This is a genomic window from Microcoleus sp. PH2017_05_CCC_O_A (genome assembly GCF_020738785.1).
GTDB lineage: Bacteria > Cyanobacteriota > Cyanobacteriia > Cyanobacteriales > Microcoleaceae > Microcoleus.
On the sequence record NZ_JAEQCB010000047.1, the window covers coordinates 34,716 to 52,376 of the forward strand.

The following is a 17,661-nucleotide window of genomic DNA, read 5'->3' on the forward strand; positions in this document are numbered from 1 at the left end:
GGAATGAGAATTAAATAACTTACAATTTTTATGGTTCTTGTGGGAAGGGCGTCCCGCCCTTCCAGAAAGGACGGGCGGGACGCCCATCCCACAAATATGTGTAAATTATTAAATTCGCGATCCTTAACCACCGGTGGGACTCCCCGATATGGGAAAAGCACCCGGACGTACTTTAATTTTCTGAACTTGACCGAAACGGTTAATTTCCACTTCGAGTTCTTTGCCCACAGCAGTGTTTTCCACCCGTTCTTGTACGTCCCCGGGAGTGTTGACCGCAATTCCGTCAATTTTTTGGATGACATCTCCAGCGCGCAAGTCGGCTTGTTTGGCAGGGGAATTTTCCACGACTCTCGTCACGGCTACGCCTCGATCGATCGTAATTTTATTATCGAGTTGTTTGTTGACTTCTGCCTTGGTGGCGGGAGTCAAGCTGAGCATTTGAATGCCGAGATAGGGATGTTCTGCTTTACCTTTGGCGAATAACTGATCTGACACTCGTTTGGCGGTTTCGATCGGAATTGCAAATCCCAAGCCTTGAGCGTCGGCGCGAATGGCGGTATTGATGCCAATTACTTCGCCTTGGTCATTCAGTAGCGGGCCGCCTGAATTACCGGGGTTGATGGCGGCGTCGGTTTGGATGAACCGCACTCGTTTGTCGGGGATGCCGACTTGGGAACTGGTTCTACCCGTGGCGCTAATAATGCCCACAGTCACGGTATTGTCGAGACCTAAAGGATTGCCGATCGCGATCGCCCACTGTCCGGGTACAATATTGTCCGATCGACCCAAAGTCACCTGCGGGAGTTCCTTGGCATTAATTTTCACAACAGCAACATCCGTCAGCGGATCGACGCCCTGCACTTTACCCTCAAACTCGCGGCCGTCTTTGAGCGTCACCTTCACAGTATCCGTCCCGGAGACAACGTGAGCATTAGTCACGATGCGGCCATCAGGAGTGAGAATAAACCCAGAACCCGTACCGCGCTTGACTCGTTCTTCCGGCTTGGGCAAATTGTCCCCAAAAAACCGGCGAAACAAAGGATTGTTGAAAGCTTCGGGGACTTGATTCGTTACCTTAGTCGAGGCGTCAATGCGTACGACAGCAGGGCCGATTTTTTCGGCTGCTTCAGCAATAAAATTGGGATTGCTGCGATCGACTGGGCGATTTTCCTGAACAGGAGGAGACACATAGGAGGGGATTTGCTGGCGCACCACGGGCAAAACTGATCCGGTTTCTGGATTGTTTGAGCCTTGTAGATAGCGATTCCCCAACCATCCGATGCCTCCCCCAACAGACAGCAAAGTGACATAAAGGGTCAACTGCTTAAAAGATAAACTCATATTTAACAACTCCCGCTGAATACCTCATCCCCGCAGACACGTTCGGCATTAAGCATTTTTGTCTTGGCGACGGGAAGGAAGCGGGGCGGGGCGTACCACTTCCTCAAGAACATAGCTGTTAGCAAGCAGGCACAACAGGGGCATCACGGGCAAAAATTGCCTGATTTGCCAAAAACGACAAAAACTAATAATTCTTCTCATCGTAACTTGGCTTAGCCTGGGATTTACAGTCTGGGGTACGGCTGGAGTTTTCAAATAAGCCTTTTCACTCGGCTAAAAAATTGTCAATTGTCCGAAATGAATACTTTTTTCTGTACGCAATGAGTTCTAAACGCCTATTTTGGGTCATTTCTGCACTGATTTGCTCGATCGCCCCTGTTGAAAAAACGGCGGCAAATCTTCCTCCCGGCGCACCTTTAGAAACCCCCAACCCCGCCCGCGATTGCCTGGGGGCGGCTTTGGCTCGATCGCGCCGCCACATCGCTCTCCAGGGCGAAACGGTAGAAAGTATAGCGCGACAGTACAATGTGCCAACAGCGGCGCTGATTGGGATAAATCCGATGTTGCGGGGAGGTCGAGTTAGTGCCGGAAGTGCGATCGTCATTCCTCCCTACGATGGCAGGCTCGTAGAAGTGCCTGCGGGCTGGAATTGGCAAAAATTGGCCCAAGTTTATCAAGTCCCCGCAGATTTGCTATTTGAGGCGAATGGGTGCAGGTCTTTGGGACAAACGGTGTTTGTGCCAAAGGTGAATAGGTCGATCGCACCTTCGGTAAATCCCGATGCAACATCGTTGGTGCAAGGCTTCCCGCTCCCCGCCCCAGCGGTGGAAGGTTTGCGTTTCGGGCGGCAGTGGCATCCGGTACGTCGTGAGTTTTTTTTCCACAGCGGCGTAGATTTTTTGGCGGCGGAGGGTACGCAGGTTTTGGCGGCGGGCGGAGGGACTGTCGCCTTTGCCGGGCCGCAGGGAGATTACGGGAATTTAGTTGTCGTGAACCATCAAGCGGGGAAGCAAACGCGCTACGCTCATGTAAGAGATATTGCGGTGAAAGTCGGTCAAAAAGTGCGATCGCCAGAAGTTTTGGGAAGTGTGGGGATGACGGGAAAACGGGATATTCCGCAATCTCACTTGCATTTTGAAGTTCGGTACAATTCGGGTTCGGGTTGGGTAGCTGAAGATCCGTTGGTTTATTTGCAAGCTACTCTTAAAAAATAGAATTGGTGGTTGAACACGCAATTCAACCACATATATTTTTTTTATGAGATAATTTACTCCCAGCCCTTGGCGAGATTTGAATTGCACCCCCTCACTTAATTAATGAGTTTACGACATTCCAGCCCATATATCGCTCATCTCAGAAGACTTGTTTCCGCATCTGATTGAAAAACGAGTTCTTCGCTGTAAGCTGTAGACAACAAGCAGACTCAACGAGCGAAAAATGAGCGAAAAATGAGCGAAAAATCTAAATCAGTCACCGTTAGCACCTGGGGAGACTACCTAATTGGCTATGAGCGGGTTCTGGATTATCTGAAGGAGGCACAAAAAGAAAGCCCCAAAGTGGTAGCGTTGAAGAAAGATAGCAAAGCTAAGGGGTCTTACATCACCCTCCAATTCAAACTGGGTGACAAACCATTCAACAAGTCCTGTGGGTGCAATCTGACGATGCAGGGTGTCTCCGACGCTCTGAAGAAAGCGCATCTAGTCGCTACCGCGCTAGAATCACTTTCTAGCGAGACAGAGTTCTGGAGTTGGTACGACGATGTAATCTTAGGAAAGAACGTCGTCAGGAATGACCTAATAACGTTTGGTGAGGCGATCGCAAAAGTAGAAGCCGGATACTGGGACGGATACACTAAAAAGCGTCAGAAGCGAGACAAAGAAAATGCTTCGCATCTATCTATCTGGTATGACGCATACGGGCAATATTACAAGCTGCTACCGCAAGATACAATAGTAAACCTCACCGACGTAATGTCAGTTATTAACAGCAAGAAAACAGGTAGTAAAACTCGTCAGACCTGTTTGTCCGTGATGAAAAAACTTGCCGAAACTATTGGCGACTCTCGACTGCGTGAGGAGTTAAGCAATATTGACGGCAAGCAAACCATTTATCGTGATGACTTGCAAGCTGTATCAATTGAGGATTTCTTGCAACTACGCAACGACGTACTAAATATTCCCGCCAATGACAAGCGATACCATTTAGAATCTCGAAAAGCTTGGTTATGGGTGTTCTCAATGCAGATAGTGTACGGTCTGCGAGTGCATGAAGTGTTTGCCATTCAGAACGTAAACCAACCGTTTAAAACCAAAGATGGTGCTACTATCCCCGCATTGAGTGACCCTATAAACACAAAAATGATTGCCGTAGTAGGGGATAAAACTGCACTGAATACCACAACCAAAACAGGCTACCGCTTGACTATTCCGTTGTTACCCCCTACTCACGCTAACTTGATAGAGCAACTAGAAATCAAGTCAGCCAAACTGCCGGAACTCAACCTGGTTTCAACTAACCCTAATACAATAGTCGGAAAATACAACAAATCGGCTCGTGACCGCTTAGAAAGTTGGAGCAAGTTTACCCAGACTCACGCATTACGACACCTGAGTAATCTTAATGGAATGATGAGCGGGATAAGTCTTGAAACTCGCGCTATGAGCTTAGGTCATAGCCCAACAATGAATGACACAGTTTATAAAAGACGACAGACTACCCAGACCACTATTGACTTACTAACCAAGTCAGACAACCAAGCTATTCCACTAAACTCTGCTATCAAGGTGCTTAAACAACTAGGGGCTGACGCTAAAATGATTGCTTATACGGCTAGCATCTACAGCGTCAGCCCTGACAAAATCACCGAACTGTTAACCGACATCTAACCTCTACATCGGCTATTGGGCGCTATGAAATAAAAAACCCTAGGGGCAACCTACGAAGACGGGATTTGACACTCCCCAACCTAAAGGTGTGGGGATTCTTAATTCATCGACTGACCTTTAAGCGCCATGTCCTTGCGGCAGTTCTTAAACCTTTCAACCGTACAATAGTACAAATTGACGAGCCTAACTCACAGCAACCCCAGAGGGTCTATCTCCAAAAGCGTACTAGGATACAAGCCTAGAGTTTGGGTATGCCCTACCCTACTTAACAAATCAAGAAAGTTCTTTGTTTTTACTGGTAAAAAGGATGCGTTGACCCTTTAGCTGTTTTAAGAGTTTTCGCTGCTCTGCGTCCCCCGGTTTATACCTAAAAGTGTGTCTTAACTGTTTCACGATGGTAAAGGAGTTTAACCTTGACTATTATAGTATACTATACTTCTTTCTAGTTTACGCAATTTTTTAGGAATAGATCCTAGAAATTAAAGCTGTCCTAAAAGGACGGGGTTTTCAACCCAGTTTTCTGATAAATCTTAACATTAGGGGCAGTTATGCTTTTTTTTGTTAAACTGATAAACAAAATTATCGAAAAACGTTAATCGGGATTAGCTGATATTCTAAAAATGTCAAGGCATAAGTCTTAGAAAGCCAAGCCCGTAATGAGATTTGAACTCATGACTTCCTCCTTACCAAGGAGGTACTCTACCACTGAGTTATACGGGCGTAAAAAATTAAAAACTTCCCATTAAAAAATTTAATTGTTGATTTTTAACTTTTATGTGAATTGTGGTGGGCCGGGCTGGATTTGAACCAGCGTAGGCGTAGCCAGCGGATTTACAGTCCGCCCCCATTAACCGCTCGGGCACCGACCCATTTGTACCCACAGTTAAACATCCTAGCAGATTCTTCTTTTTTTGCAACATGACATTTAAAACTCTAATCATTCAAGACTGAACACATAAGTCATGTCGCGTCCGATCGATTACCATAACAAAAACAGTTCGCGCCTGTAAGTCCTCCGCCGGAAAGCGGACTGAAGTCCGCACTACGAACGGAAAGCGGACTGAAGTCCGCACTACGAACGGAAAGCGGACTGAAGTCCGCACTACGAACCTTACAAGAAACAGGTTACAAGGAATATTTTGCTAAAAAACAGGTTTCTGGCCACCTGTGTGTCTAGGATTCTTATAGCACCGGAAGTCTGGGTTCAGTGGGAATTCCTAATTTACTAATTCGCCAGTTTCTTGCAGGGAGTGCAGGCGGCGGTAAATGCCTTTTTGGTTCAAGAGTTCGTCGTGGCTGCCAACTTCGACGATTTTACCGCCGTCGAGTACGACGATCGCATCGGCTTCGCGAATTGTACTCAGGCGGTGGGCGATAATTATGGTGGTGCGCGTACCCAAGATGTTCTGCATGGCTAGCTGGATCGATCGCTCCGACTCATAATCCAAACTAGAAGTAGCTTCGTCAAAGATTAACACGTCCGGCTCCACCAACAGTGCCCTAGCAATGCCCAACCGCTGCCGCTGACCGCCAGATAACCGCATTCCCCGTTCCCCGACAACGGTATAGTAACCTTGGGGCAACAAGTTCACAAACTCATCAACTCTGGCGATGCGACAAGCTTCCTCAACTTGCGCGAAAGTTGCTTTCGGGTTGCCGTATGTCAAATTATCCAGCAAAGTGCCATTAAAAACGTCTACTTCTTGGTGGACAATGGCTAAACGCTTGCGGTAGCCAGTGACATTTAAACTGGAAATATCCTCGCCGTCGATCAGAATGCGGCCGGAGTTAGGCTCAAAATATCGAAACAGCAGTTTCACTAATGTTGATTTCCCGGAACCCGATCGCCCGACTAATGCTATGGTTTGACGGGGATGAATCAATAAATTGATATCCTGCAAAACTGGCTTTTCGCGATCGTACCCGAATGTCAGCCCGCAAAACTCAATTTTCCCGCTAAATCTATAAGACGAAGCAGATACAGCATTTTCAGTTGCTAAATTCACCGCATCAATACCGTCTGGTAACTGCATAAACTCGTGGAAGCGGATCATTGAAGAATAGCGGCGGGCAAATAATTCGGCGATAATACTAATCGGGCGCAGTTGCGAATAGGCCATACTTGCCAAGGTGTAAACCGTAACAAAATATCCCAGAGATATTTTACCTGCGACTGTTGCTGCTAGACTAAAACCGAGAACTGAAAACAGGCAAAGCTGGACGATTGCTTGTCGGTATGTCCCCAGGATGACGTATCCTTTGTGAATGCGTTGAATTACAACTTTCAACTCGCGATCGAGTCTGGTTGTTTGCTTTTTTAGTTCGTTTGTTTCAGTGGCAAAAGCTTTGACTGTTTTGATGTTTGTAATAATTTCTGAGTTGCGACTTTCGGTATCTTCGATGTATTCATCCAGAATTTCTTCGCGCCGAGTCAGCCCTTGGAGGCCTTTGAGGGTGAAACTGAGGATAAATACGAAGGAAATTGAAATTAATAAGCCGATGCGCCATTCAATTAACCAAATAACTGCAAAGATGCCGATTAAGCGGACGACTTCTGGGATGAATTCAGCGGCAATTTCTGGGTATGTCCAAGTATGGTTGGCGATGCCTTTGGCGATGCGACTGGAAATCCGACCGGCGTTGTTTTCGTCGTAGAATTCTAAGGGTAAGGTGAGCATTTTGCCGATCGCTCCTTTCATCCAATCCCGCCTTGCTCTCAAGGGTACTACCCAATGGAACCAATTTCCCATCCAAAGTTCTATGGGTGCTTTGACGACTGTTACCACAAAAATCAAGCCCAGCAAGACGGATAGCGATAATATCTTGCTGGGTGACTGTTGGGTCAGTGAGGCGATCGCTGCGATCGATTTTTGCGTTATTATGTCTGGAGGTCGATCGGACAATACATTTAAGAGTTGCCCAATCGCGTATGGTACAGCTAAATCGGCGATCGCAAACAGGCTGGATGCACCGATGCTGAGAACTGAGATTTGACTGTAGCGGGTGTAGTATTTAAGGATGTCCCGAAAACTTGCCATAAATTTTTGTTGCGATACAACCCTTGCAAACACTTGAGTCTGATAACTGCGCGCGATGGCGCTTGAATTACAAGTATACTACAAAAGTAATTATTCGGGGAAATCGATCGGGAAAATCTGAAGCAGCTCAGCTCGTTTAGGAGTGCGATCGCAGATTTGGGATAAATATTATGGGGAAGGGGCGATCGAATGAAGCAGATCGATCGCCAGCGATGATATTTTAAGCGTTGATACAGGAACAGAAAACCACGGACTAACGCAGATTAACGCAGATAGTTTCAAGAAGAGCGATCGAATTAATCCAATGCTGAACTTAGTTGGAGTGTCGCAGAAGTCCTTGTACTGGTACTTTTGGGCAGTAATTGATTGAGGGCGCCACACAAGTATTTTTTCACGGTATCCCTGCTTGCACCCACCCCACTCGGAATGGTAAAGATCATCTCTACATTTAACAGGTTGCCATCCTGTGAGGCAAATACATCGATCGGCAAAGCACGCTGAAATGCGGTTGCGGGATTTTCCGCTTTCATGGTACCCATTTGAAAAAGTCTCCCTTTTTTTGGAAGCTTTCCTCGCAGGTGGTAGCAAAAGCAGGGGTGGCTAAACACAGAAGAGCTACGGTTAAGACAGTCGATCGCATATTAACTAAGTTACGAGTTTGAAACCGTTATCAAGACCAGGATAAGCACCGTACAACTGTTTGGCAAGTGCTATCTGAGGGCAAAAAAATACAGAAGACAGAATTTGCTTAAATTCTGTCTTCTGACAAAAGCTTTCTAATTTTTAGGTTTGAGCAGTCTGTTAGCTGAAGGCGTAGGCTGATTGCAGCGCCCACCAGATTAAGACGGCGATGCCTCCAGCAATGACGATCGCTGAAATGGCGATCGCGATCGGGCTGTCAGCTCCCTTGAACTTCATGATTCCGCGATTTAAGTCTGACATGAGCAGTGTTCTCCCACAATTGCAGCTTGATTGTAGCTTTGCCCTCGGCGGATCGCGGTCAAAAGCACTGCAATTACTGATTTTTTTAACAATCTGCTTGCTGCAATTTCAGGCGGGGTGAGGCATTCGGGTGCGCCCCAGCGAGTTTATGAAAAAAACTTACAAAAAACACTTGACAAATTCCGAGCAGTGAGGCAATATTATTAATACCGCAGCAAATGCGGGTGTAGCTCAGTGGTAGAGCGTCACCTTGCCAAGGTGAATGTCGCGCGTTCGAATCGCGTCACCCGCTTTTAAAAATCAAGAAAACCAGGAAGACTAAGCCGGAAAGTATAGCGAGAAGATATCGCATATACTCCTAACGGTTGTTGAAAACACCTAAGTTAGTGGTAAAATTGATTGGATAACTGGCAAGTCACAATAGCCGATCGGGCGGGCGATCGGAACAGGCAGTTAAAAGCCTCGACTGGGGAGAATTGACCGGGAAGCGAGACTCAAGCTCCTGACTTTAGGTATGGGGAAATTCGATAGCGGTTTCAACCGTCTTGAAGATTTCTTTAGGTATTTTTTACAGAGTTAATCAAAAGTTGATGTTATCATCAAAAATATCGAGTAAGAATAACCACCTGCGTGTTGAAACATCCTGAGTTGGGAGCAATCCCTGCAACGGGCATATTCGGCCCATATCCGAAACAGCTCTCATTGCGAATAATGGCAGGATGTTGAGCCTACCGTACCTGTTGGCTAGTGATGGCAGGACGAAATAAAAAAAAACAAAAGTATACGGAATGTTTGAAGAAATTCAAACTGAGTTAGTAGCGGTGGCTTGATAACGCCGAAGACAAGCCCGACTTTGGACTATTCAAGAATCCCCGTCTATGACTCGGGTTCGGGAGTATCAAAAGTTTGATTAAATGGATATGTTAACGATTATTTTTGCAAAAACGCTTTTTTTATCCGATCGCTCGTGCCATCTCAAAAAGCTCCCAAAATTGACTTAAACGATGAGTACCCGTGCCCTTGCCGGCGCCGCGGCCGTCTCGTACCCATAACGCTGACAGAAGCCTTTGGCTGCAACCGCTGTCAGCAAATATTTGTATTGGAGGAAAACGGACACGTCATCGAGCAACTATCAACGAACTATCCTTACAAGCAGGCTTGGCGGTGGACGGGGCACCAGTGGCACAGGGCACATCCGGGTTTGAAGGCGCACTACTTGCCGCTGGCCCTGGGGATGATTTTGGTGCCGCTATTGATTTGGTTGCCCCTGGCGCTGCACTCTCCGGGCCCGAATATTATTCTGTGGGCAATGGTCGCTGTGCTGTTAGCAATGCTGCCGGCGCTAATGGTATGGCTGGCTTACAGGCGTTAGTTAAATGATAATAGAGGATTTTAGTCATTCATCAGAGGGGGCCAATGTCGCCCGCCGCGCTTATCAGGCTTCTTTGGAATTGGCGGCAACCAAAAGTACGGATCGCGCTGCCGCTTTGCAGGCAATGGCGATCGCACTCAAACGCCGACAAAATGACATTTTAGAAGCCAATACTCTGGATTTAGAAGCGAGTCGCGACATGGCGATTCCCGACTTGATTGTGGACTGGCTGAAGCTGACGCCGGAACGGATCAAGACAACTGTCCAAATTTTGCAACGCTTGGGGGAAATGCCAGATCCAATTGGCAGGGTGATCAATGCTTCTTATCAAGTCGATCGCTGTCAGGTGTACTGTCAATCGTTGCCGCTGGGGGCGATCGCGCTCATTTACGAGGCGTTTCCCGAGTTGGGGGCGATCGCGGCCGGTTTGTGTCTCAAAAGCGCTAACAGCTTGATTCTCAAAGGTGGCAGCGAAAGCTGGCAAACTAATGCTGTAATTGGAGAAGCTTTGGTTTCGGCGATCGATGAGGTCGGTTTGCCGTCAGGATGTTTGCAGGTATTGCCACCGGATCGGGGCGCTTCGATCCGCGATTTGGTCACTCAAGACCAATATCTCAATTTAATTATTCCCTACGGCAGGCCGAGTTTGGTACAGCAAGTGGTGAGGCTTTGTACAGCACCGGTGTTGCGATCGGCAATGGGCAATTGTTACCTTTATTGGTCGCCGACTGGTAGCTTGGAGATGGCAAGGTGGATGATTTTGGACAGCCATCAAAGTGTGCCCGATCCGGTAAACGCGATCGAGAAAGTATTGATCGATCGCAACCAAAAGCATTCTTCCTTAGTCAGGCTGTGGAACAGTTTAAAAGAAAAAGGCTTTCAAATTACCGCAGATGCGGATCTTGTCGCAGATTTCCCAGACTTGAAGCTGGCGGAACCCTACGAGTGGACTCAACCGTATTTAAACAAAACCATCGCGTTTAAAGTTGTTGATAGTTTGGAAATTGCGATCGGCTGGATTAACCGCTACAGCAGCGGCCACGCTGACGCGATCGCCACTGAATCTTATTTAGAAAGCCGCCAATTTGCTCTGGATGTTAACAGCGCCTCAACTTTTATTAATGCCTCGCCTCGGTTTTGGCGCTATCAAAATCGGGGAGATGCAATTTTTCTGGGAATGTCCAACCAAAAAGGCTATCGTCGGGGATTGATAGGGCTAGATACGCTGACAACAATTAAAGAAATTGTTCAAGGTAACGGAGAATTTTAACTGAGTTATCTTTGGCAGTTTTCCTGTTGAATTTATACCAATTATAGCCGTTATCAAAAAGATGAGGTATGAATGATATAGCCTTTATCAAAAAGGTGAGGTATGACTGACAGGTTATATAACCACTGAAATTAAGAGGGCCTTCTTCCCAACAACATCCGCGAATCTTTCGCTTGATCCGCTATAGCTTACATAACCGCTTAAACGTATAGGGCCTTCTTCCCAACAACGTACCCATCTTTCGCTTGATCCGCTATATACAAAATATTGCTACTACCGAAATTAGAGCATCTCATCTTTATGCCAATGGCACAGTATGGTTTCGAGCCGGAGTTATGCAAATGACAGATAATTTATCGACAATCAATAATAATTGATATCAATATTTTTTTAAATAGGTATTAATTTAAGTATATATAGCCCAATACGGTTTACTTAAGATTGTCCGAAGATAGGAACGTTAGCTTTTGCGATCTTTTATGAAAGCAATCTCCGTATCTATTTTTCAGAGGATTTTACCCCAGGGCGCTATATCAGTAAACCGTATTGGTATATAGCCTTTCTCATAAATATGAGGTACTCATGGGCATTGGCCGAAGCGAAGCGGAGATATTGGGCAGTTTTTTACACCAAATATGATTTTAAAATTGTCTATATCGCACATATAAACATCATCACAAAATGATTTAATGAAACCAATTTATCGGCAAATATGATATACTAATAAATGTCAAAAAAACAATCTGACTAACATTTTGGTGTGATTAGCAAACAATGAATTCAGAAAAAATGCTCATTTCTTTAGACGAGACTGTCGATCGCGAAACGCTAATTCACCAATCGGCTTATGTTAAAAAATTGCGTCCGCTGCTGCCACCAAATGCTTTTGAACCAGATCCTAGCAAATTAACAATCCTGTTAATCAATCTGGGAATTTTATTGCTGGGATGGGGAATTGCTGACTACCTCGATCGCTGGCCTGTCTACCTTTTAGGGCTTTACTTGCCTTTGGCTGCGATTATGGGCAATAGTATCATAGTTTTGCTATTTAGCTCCCACGATCTGATGCACGGCAGCGTTCAGAAAAAATCCCGGCTGACTTATTCGATCGCCTTTTTAGGCCTAAGTATGCTATTGATGCCACCTACTCAGTGGAAATCGCTGCACAACCTCGTACACCATAGTACCACCAATTCCTTAGCAGACCCCGATCGCAATTACCTGTTCCAGCAACCGGATACTTGGGGAAAATGGATTCAAAATCTATTTGTACCGTCGGTGGAAGTCAGTCCCCTGTGGTTCATTGTAGGCATGGCTGGATCGTGGTTGGTGCACAATTTCCGCAACGTGTCATCGGTATTGTTATTCAACGATAAATCTGTGGATTACGTGCCCGCTGCGTTTACCGTTAGTCCGAAAGATCGATTGACGATCGCCTTGGAATCTCTCGGAATCTTGGGAATCCATCTAGGGATCTTGTTTTACCTAGACTTTAACCCGATTAAAGTTGCTCTTGCCTACATTTTGCCGATCGCACTGGGTCACGCAGGCACAATGTTTTACATCTATACCAACCACATGGGTTGCCGGATGACCAACATTAATGACCCGCTGATCAATACTACTTCCCTGCGGGTTCCTAAAATATTTGACCTGCTGCACTTAAATTTCTCTTACCATACAGAACACCACATTTTCCCTAGCATTAACTCCAACTATTACCCGATGGTGCAAGAGTTGTTAAACGTTCACTATCCCAATCGAATGAATTTAATCGATGCTGGGGAAGCTTGGCGGTTGCTGATGGAAACGCCCCGGCATTATAAAGATGAAGTCACCTTCACTGATTCGTTGGGAAAAATGTCGGTAAATAGCAGTATTATCGAAGAATATAAGCGCTAATTTAACGATGTCAAAAATCCGTAGGTATGCAGTGCACACCTACGGATTTTAGATAGTTATATGATGTCGGAAAATTGAGCTTATAGTGAAAAATTACTGAATTTTAGCAGCGGTTTTTCACGCGAATTAGGTATTAGATACTGATGCTATTGATCACTAAAGAAGGTTTGAGAGCAATATATGGCACTAATCGCTTTTTATTGTTCAGATCTATCTTCTGTTCTGCCACATTCAAATCTTGCTGGAACTGTCTGACTAACTGTTGGATCGGAGTACCTTCAAAAACTTCGTCGAAGGTGGCACGATAGAGTTCTCGGAAAGATTTATCATAATAACCCAAACGATCGTATTTATAAGCTGACAGAGTAAACAAAATTTGCAGTTGTTCGGCAGTTTTTTTGTAGGGCGGAAGCAACTGTAAAATTTTCATTTCCGTAATTACTTCGGGAGTCTCTGACTTGTTAATCGCCGGAATATCGCGGTAGGCAGCCAAAGGCATATTGGCAGCAAAACTCATGTATTGATGCTGGGTATAATTCACAGCAGAATGCTGCGGCCCGCAGGTAAAAATCACTGTTGTGACAATATCAATCAATTGTTCAACATCCTCAATGCGCTGTGGCATTCCTTTGACTTTACCCCCTTTCTCCGATGATAATTCTTGGGCCCAGCGTTGCAGTTCGGTATCATCGGTAAGTTTCTGCTTTGTCGGGTAAAAGTATTTGAGATAGCCGGAGACAAAGGTTTTAATCGCGTTCCACAGCAGCAATCCATCATCTCGGTAAGGGTAGTGAGGTAGTTGAGTTGTGTTGTCCATTCCGCGATTTTTGAGTTCGGTTGGGAAGGCAAATTGATCCAGACTCCAGTTAGTGCAGGCTTCTCTACCTATCTCTATTGTCTCTGGCAAGGTTCCTGCCAGCAACTCATCGACGGGACCTCCAGGGGCGATCAACTGGTTGCGTGCGAGATTGTTGTTGGTCAACATGAAGCGAAAGTGGGGTTTGAGCAATAAGCTGAGGGGATGATTTTCAGCTAACTGTCGCGCTGTGACGATCGCAATTGGTTCCATAACTAGATGGGTTCGACCTAAATGCGAACTCATTTCGTGGTGATTGGCATCTGCTACTTGCACGCAGAGTTTGGCAAATAACCAATTGAGTGGCGGATCAGACGGCGTGTAGACACGGCTGCCCGGTTTGGGGTCTAGTTGGATCGCAATGGGTACCAGTTCACCGCGATCGCGCACTCCAGTCCACCGCCAAGCGAAGAAAGCACGAGGTTTCGGCAAGTATTTCCTGCCCTTTTCGTAGGTGCCTCCCTGAATTCGAGAAGGTGCGCGATAGTTTGGATCTGTACCTGTGTAGTCGGCAATGTAAATACTTTTTTCCCGTAACAGTCTGGACAGTTCCAATAATGGCTGCTTGCTGTCCAGTTTTGTGATGATTTCTGCCCGAGGATCGGTGGCACTTAAGAGACGAAGTACCATCGGATTTGCCCCAGACAACCGCTGTTCGGCAAAAGAGCGATCGGTTTGGTAAGCCTTGGCAACTTGAGGCAACCGCAGTACGGGAAAGAAGTCTTCATAATCTTGGAGTTCGTCGAGAGGATCTAGAAAAGATCTCGCCTTAACTGCCAACATATTTACAGCAAGTTCAGAGGTTGCTATTATGCGTTCTCCAATATAATCGCTTGAAAAATTCTCATTCGCTGGCACAGTTTTCAATAATGCCAAAGGTGATAAACTGTTATAGTCAAATTGGTAAGCTTGTTGCTCGCGACTTAAGAAATCGCTGCGCTTTTGTTTATTCGCATCGTCTTGGGGAAGGGAAGGTTTCATGATTTTCACCATTTATCAAATTTTACCCTTGTTTTTTAGTAACATATAGGTAAAAATTACCATAAAACGAGGATGGGATGAACTAAGTTTTGTGACGGTCTAAGAGACCTTGATACAATCATAGTTCGCAGATAGGTAATGGCGATCCGGACAGTTTCGGCTTATGTTGCTTTTATCATTCGCAGATCTCCAAGCACGGGGATTTGGGGATGCTCAGTCAAGCTTCATCCCGCACTCAAATCCATAGACCAAAGCGAAAGTTATCCTAATTCAAATAATCTCTGCAACAGTAGGTTTGGTTTTTCTTCAGGATATGATAATTTTTATTGCTGCTAAAGCTGATATGATGAACATGATTGTTCGACCAAATGTATGAAGTCTTCGAGTTTAAGCAAGGTTAATATTTCAACGCGGTTTCTGTCTCACGAATTAGCCGAACCGTTGAAACAAGCGCTACAGGATAAAACCCTTGTACCCGAGGAAGCAGCGACATTACTAGCAGCAGACGAACAGCGCGCCATTCCTGCTATTAGCAAAAATGCAGCGTTGATCCAGGAAATTCAACATCGGGTGCAGGGGTTGCCATCTTTCCATTCCCTGCTACAGGGCGATAGCCGAAACTTGACACATATTCCCGATGAAAGCGTGCATCTGGTAGTCACATCACCCCCGTACTGGAATTTAAAAGAATATCTTAAAAACCCAAACCAGCTTGGGGAAATAGCAGACTACGAACAGTTTTTGCAAGAGCTCGATCGAGTATGGGAGCAAATATGGCGCGTTTTAGTCCCCGGCGGACGGCTGGTGATTGTGGTGGGCGATGTCTGTGTTGCGCGCCGGCGTTTTGGCAGACACATGGTATTTCCCCTGCACGCCAGCATTCAGGAAAACTGCCGCCATCTGGGATTTGATAACCTCGCACCGATTATCTGGTACAAAATCGCCAATGCTTCCCTAGAATCAGCAGGAAATGGCACCAGTTTTCTCGGTAAACCCTACGAGCCCGGAGGTGTCATCAAAAATGACATCGAATTTATCCTAATGCAGCGCAAACCGGGTGGCTACCGCAGTCCCAGCCTGACAGCACGGGTATTGTCCGTAATACCGGAAACTCTGCACCGGCAGTGGTTTCAACAAATTTGGCAGGATATCAAAGGCGCTTCCACCAAGCAACACCCCGCCCCGTATCCTTTGGAACTAGCAGAAAGGCTGGTGCGGATGTTTTCGTTTGCGGGGGACACGGTACTTGACCCGTTTATGGGGACGGGCACAACTTGCGTCGCCGCGGCCAACTGGGGACGCAACAGTATTGGGGTAGATGTTGAGCCAAATTACCATCAAATGGCGCTGAAACGGATGCAAGAAACCTATGGCTTGCGCGTAGTCTATGAGGGATTGATGGCGGAGGTTGTCGAATGACCGGACAGTCGCCCATCATCCCCAATGATGTGTTCCGGGAAGCGGTGCAGGGCTTCTGGGATACCCGAATTGCTCAAGCACAAGCCCAGGTGCTAGCAGGCAAAGTAGATCGAGGCGATCGTAGCGCGGTGACAGGAGGCAAACAGATGGACGGTTTCATCCTCACCCTGACGAATTTCCTGCTGGCTGCGGGTGTTCCCCAAAACCACATCCACGTTAAGAAAAGCCTAACTGTCATACCGGGCTTTTTTCGGCCGACGAAGATGTATGATTTTCTAGTTTTAGACCCAGAAAAGCGGCAACTCAAGGTAGTCATCGAGTTGAAAAGTCAGGTTGGCAGCTTTGGCAATAACTTCAACAACCGCACAGAAGAAGCAATGGGGGCGGCTCTCGACATCTGGACAGCTTACCGGGAAGGAGTGTTTGGCGAAGCACCTGCGCCACCGTGGTTAGGATATCTGTTTGTTTTAGAAGACAGTCCGGCCTCGCGCGCATCGGTGCAGGTTGCCGAACCGCATTTCGCGGTTTTGCCGGAGTTTAGAGGAGCAAGCTATGCTCAACGCTACGAACTTTTTTGTCAGAAGATGGTGCGGGAAAGGCATTTCACGGCTGCTTGTTTTTTAGTGACAAATCGCGAACAGGCTGCACAAAATCCCAACTATACGGAGCGATGTTCAGACTTGTCGGCTGCCAATTTTTTGCAGCAGCTTATTCGGCACGCGCTCTAGAGTAGTTAACAGATTTTGCATTACTGAACTTGAGTATGAATATACATTTTTTAGTCTTTGCCGAAAACAGATTTTTTGCGCCTTTGAGTCTTTCTGTAGAAGTTAATTCATATCATTTCCGGTCGATTACCTTAACAAAAATGGTTGGTAGTGCGGACTTCAGTCCGCATTTTAAGAGCGGACTGAAGTCCGCACTACGAACCTTGTTTATTGCGCTACCGGACATGATGTTAATCAGCAATCGCGCATTGTCAAATTTTACAGTTTATTCTTCGTCTTCACCCGCATATAGAGCTCTTCCATCGCCTCAATAAACGAACCATCTTTCTGCCAAAACGACGGAAAATCTCCCTGCTTTTTCACCACGATCGCACTTACGCCACTTTGCACCCCCACATCAATCGTCTGCGGCAACCGCTTCGCACCGTGCCAAAACTCTCTCAGGCTGACAGTTTGCGCTTCATTGGCGATCGCCTGCGTGTAATAGGAATCCACCGCCACAGGGGCCGCTGCATCCGCCGTCAACTCGGCAGAAAGCGCCAAGCCCAAAGGCGTTTTTGCCAATTCGCGGTGCAGCACTTCCTTAGAAAGTCCGCGTAATTCAAACAGCAAAAATGGATCTTTGTCCAATTCGGCCGCCACCAGATAATAGACTCCGGCAATATGTTTGCAGGGATTGCTATAGTCTGGGCAAGAGCAAGTGGTTTTAAAGTCCTCACGGCTGCTGGGTAACAGGTGCAATCCGAGGGGTGAGAAAGCGTTTTCAATGTTGTCGGGCATTTCGTTGAGCAGCAAGCGGGAAATGAAGCTGGCTTTTGATGCCATTTGGGCGATCGCCAATTTCCACTTTTCCTGACTAATCGGCTCAAACTCAATTTTAGTTTTGTACAGCGGCTCCTTATAAACCCCAAAATAAGGATTAACCGA

General features: G+C 46.4%; 13 protein-coding genes and 3 tRNA genes. 8 read left to right on the top strand and 8 right to left on the bottom strand.

Annotated elements, in window-relative coordinates; translation table 11 throughout:
* Nucleotides 1-123: 123 nt before the first annotated feature.
* Complete coding sequence (locus tag JGK20_RS12800; RefSeq protein ID WP_293185453.1) at nucleotides 124-1,341, bottom strand: HhoA/HhoB/HtrA family serine endopeptidase; 1,218 nt, start codon at nucleotides 1,339-1,341, stop codon at nucleotides 124-126.
* 320 nt (nucleotides 1,342-1,661) lie between these two features.
* Here JGK20_RS12800 and JGK20_RS12805 point away from each other — a divergent pair, with 320 nt between their 5' ends.
* Together JGK20_RS12805 and JGK20_RS12810 are read left to right on the top strand one after the other, a co-directional pair.
* Nucleotides 1,662-2,555 (top strand): M23 family metallopeptidase, encoded by an 894-nt coding sequence (locus JGK20_RS12805; RefSeq protein WP_293185452.1) that lies wholly within the window; start codon nucleotides 1,662-1,664, stop codon nucleotides 2,553-2,555.
* A 234-nt stretch (nucleotides 2,556-2,789) separates the two neighbouring features.
* Nucleotides 2,790-4,226 (top strand): hypothetical protein, encoded by a 1,437-nt coding sequence (locus JGK20_RS12810; RefSeq protein ID WP_293185451.1) that lies wholly within the window; start codon nucleotides 2,790-2,792, stop codon nucleotides 4,224-4,226.
* A gap of 648 nt (nucleotides 4,227-4,874) precedes the next feature.
* On the opposite strand, the gene JGK20_RS12815 is transcribed toward JGK20_RS12810, so the two are convergent.
* The 5 genes from JGK20_RS12815 to JGK20_RS12835 all read right to left on the bottom strand — a co-directional run bounded on the left by JGK20_RS12815 (nucleotide 4,875) and on the right by JGK20_RS12835 (nucleotide 8,206).
* Nucleotides 4,875-4,946 (bottom strand) — tRNA-Thr (locus JGK20_RS12815).
* 64 nt (nucleotides 4,947-5,010) lie between these two features.
* Nucleotides 5,011-5,095: transfer RNA gene (locus JGK20_RS12820), tRNA-Tyr, on the bottom strand.
* A gap of 348 nt (nucleotides 5,096-5,443) precedes the next feature.
* Complete coding sequence (locus tag JGK20_RS12825; RefSeq protein ID WP_293230679.1) at nucleotides 5,444-7,264, bottom strand: ABC transporter ATP-binding protein; 1,821 nt, start codon at nucleotides 7,262-7,264, stop codon at nucleotides 5,444-5,446.
* Between the two features lie 296 nt (nucleotides 7,265-7,560).
* Complete coding sequence (locus tag JGK20_RS12830; RefSeq protein ID WP_293230681.1) at nucleotides 7,561-7,803, bottom strand: hypothetical protein; 243 nt, start codon at nucleotides 7,801-7,803, stop codon at nucleotides 7,561-7,563.
* Between the two features lie 262 nt (nucleotides 7,804-8,065).
* Nucleotides 8,066-8,206 (bottom strand): hypothetical protein, encoded by a 141-nt coding sequence (locus tag JGK20_RS12835; RefSeq protein ID WP_293185447.1) that lies wholly within the window; start codon nucleotides 8,204-8,206, stop codon nucleotides 8,066-8,068.
* A 220-nt stretch (nucleotides 8,207-8,426) separates the two neighbouring features.
* Between JGK20_RS12835 and JGK20_RS12840 the strand changes: the two genes are divergently transcribed.
* From JGK20_RS12840 to JGK20_RS12855, 4 genes are all read left to right on the top strand, one after another.
* Nucleotides 8,427-8,498: transfer RNA gene (locus tag JGK20_RS12840), tRNA-Gly, on the top strand.
* Between the two features lie 675 nt (nucleotides 8,499-9,173).
* Nucleotides 9,174-9,578 (top strand): hypothetical protein, encoded by a 405-nt coding sequence (locus JGK20_RS12845; protein WP_293186361.1) that lies wholly within the window; start codon nucleotides 9,174-9,176, stop codon nucleotides 9,576-9,578.
* Nucleotides 9,579-9,582: 4 nt separating this feature from the next.
* Complete coding sequence (locus tag JGK20_RS12850; RefSeq protein ID WP_293186363.1) at nucleotides 9,583-10,848, top strand: glutamate-5-semialdehyde dehydrogenase; 1,266 nt, start codon at nucleotides 9,583-9,585, stop codon at nucleotides 10,846-10,848.
* Between the two features lie 789 nt (nucleotides 10,849-11,637).
* Nucleotides 11,638-12,750: a fatty acid desaturase gene (locus tag JGK20_RS12855; RefSeq protein WP_366035307.1), complete on the top strand. Its 1,113-nt coding sequence runs from the start codon at nucleotides 11,638-11,640 to the stop codon at nucleotides 12,748-12,750.
* A 133-nt stretch (nucleotides 12,751-12,883) separates the two neighbouring features.
* Here JGK20_RS12855 and JGK20_RS12860 read toward each other — a convergent pair whose 3' ends face one another.
* The gene (locus JGK20_RS12860; protein ID WP_293208005.1) at nucleotides 12,884-14,587 is read right to left on the bottom strand and encodes a lipoxygenase family protein; all 1,704 of its coding nucleotides are present in this window, start codon (nucleotides 14,585-14,587) and stop codon (nucleotides 12,884-12,886) included.
* 372 nt (nucleotides 14,588-14,959) lie between these two features.
* Here JGK20_RS12860 and JGK20_RS12865 point away from each other — a divergent pair, with 372 nt between their 5' ends.
* Both JGK20_RS12865 and JGK20_RS12870 read left to right on the top strand, forming a co-directional pair.
* Nucleotides 14,960-16,006 (top strand): site-specific DNA-methyltransferase, encoded by a 1,047-nt coding sequence (locus tag JGK20_RS12865; RefSeq protein WP_293186369.1) that lies wholly within the window; start codon nucleotides 14,960-14,962, stop codon nucleotides 16,004-16,006.
* Nucleotides 16,003-16,734: a PaeR7I family type II restriction endonuclease gene (locus tag JGK20_RS12870; RefSeq protein ID WP_293186371.1), complete on the top strand. Its 732-nt coding sequence runs from the start codon at nucleotides 16,003-16,005 to the stop codon at nucleotides 16,732-16,734. The genes JGK20_RS12865 and JGK20_RS12870 overlap by 4 nt, the downstream gene beginning before the upstream one ends.
* 258 nt (nucleotides 16,735-16,992) lie before the next feature.
* Here JGK20_RS12870 and JGK20_RS12875 read toward each other — a convergent pair.
* A partial coding sequence (locus JGK20_RS12875; RefSeq protein WP_293230684.1) for an SWIM zinc finger family protein occupies nucleotides 16,993-17,661 on the bottom strand: 669 nt, incomplete at its 5' end.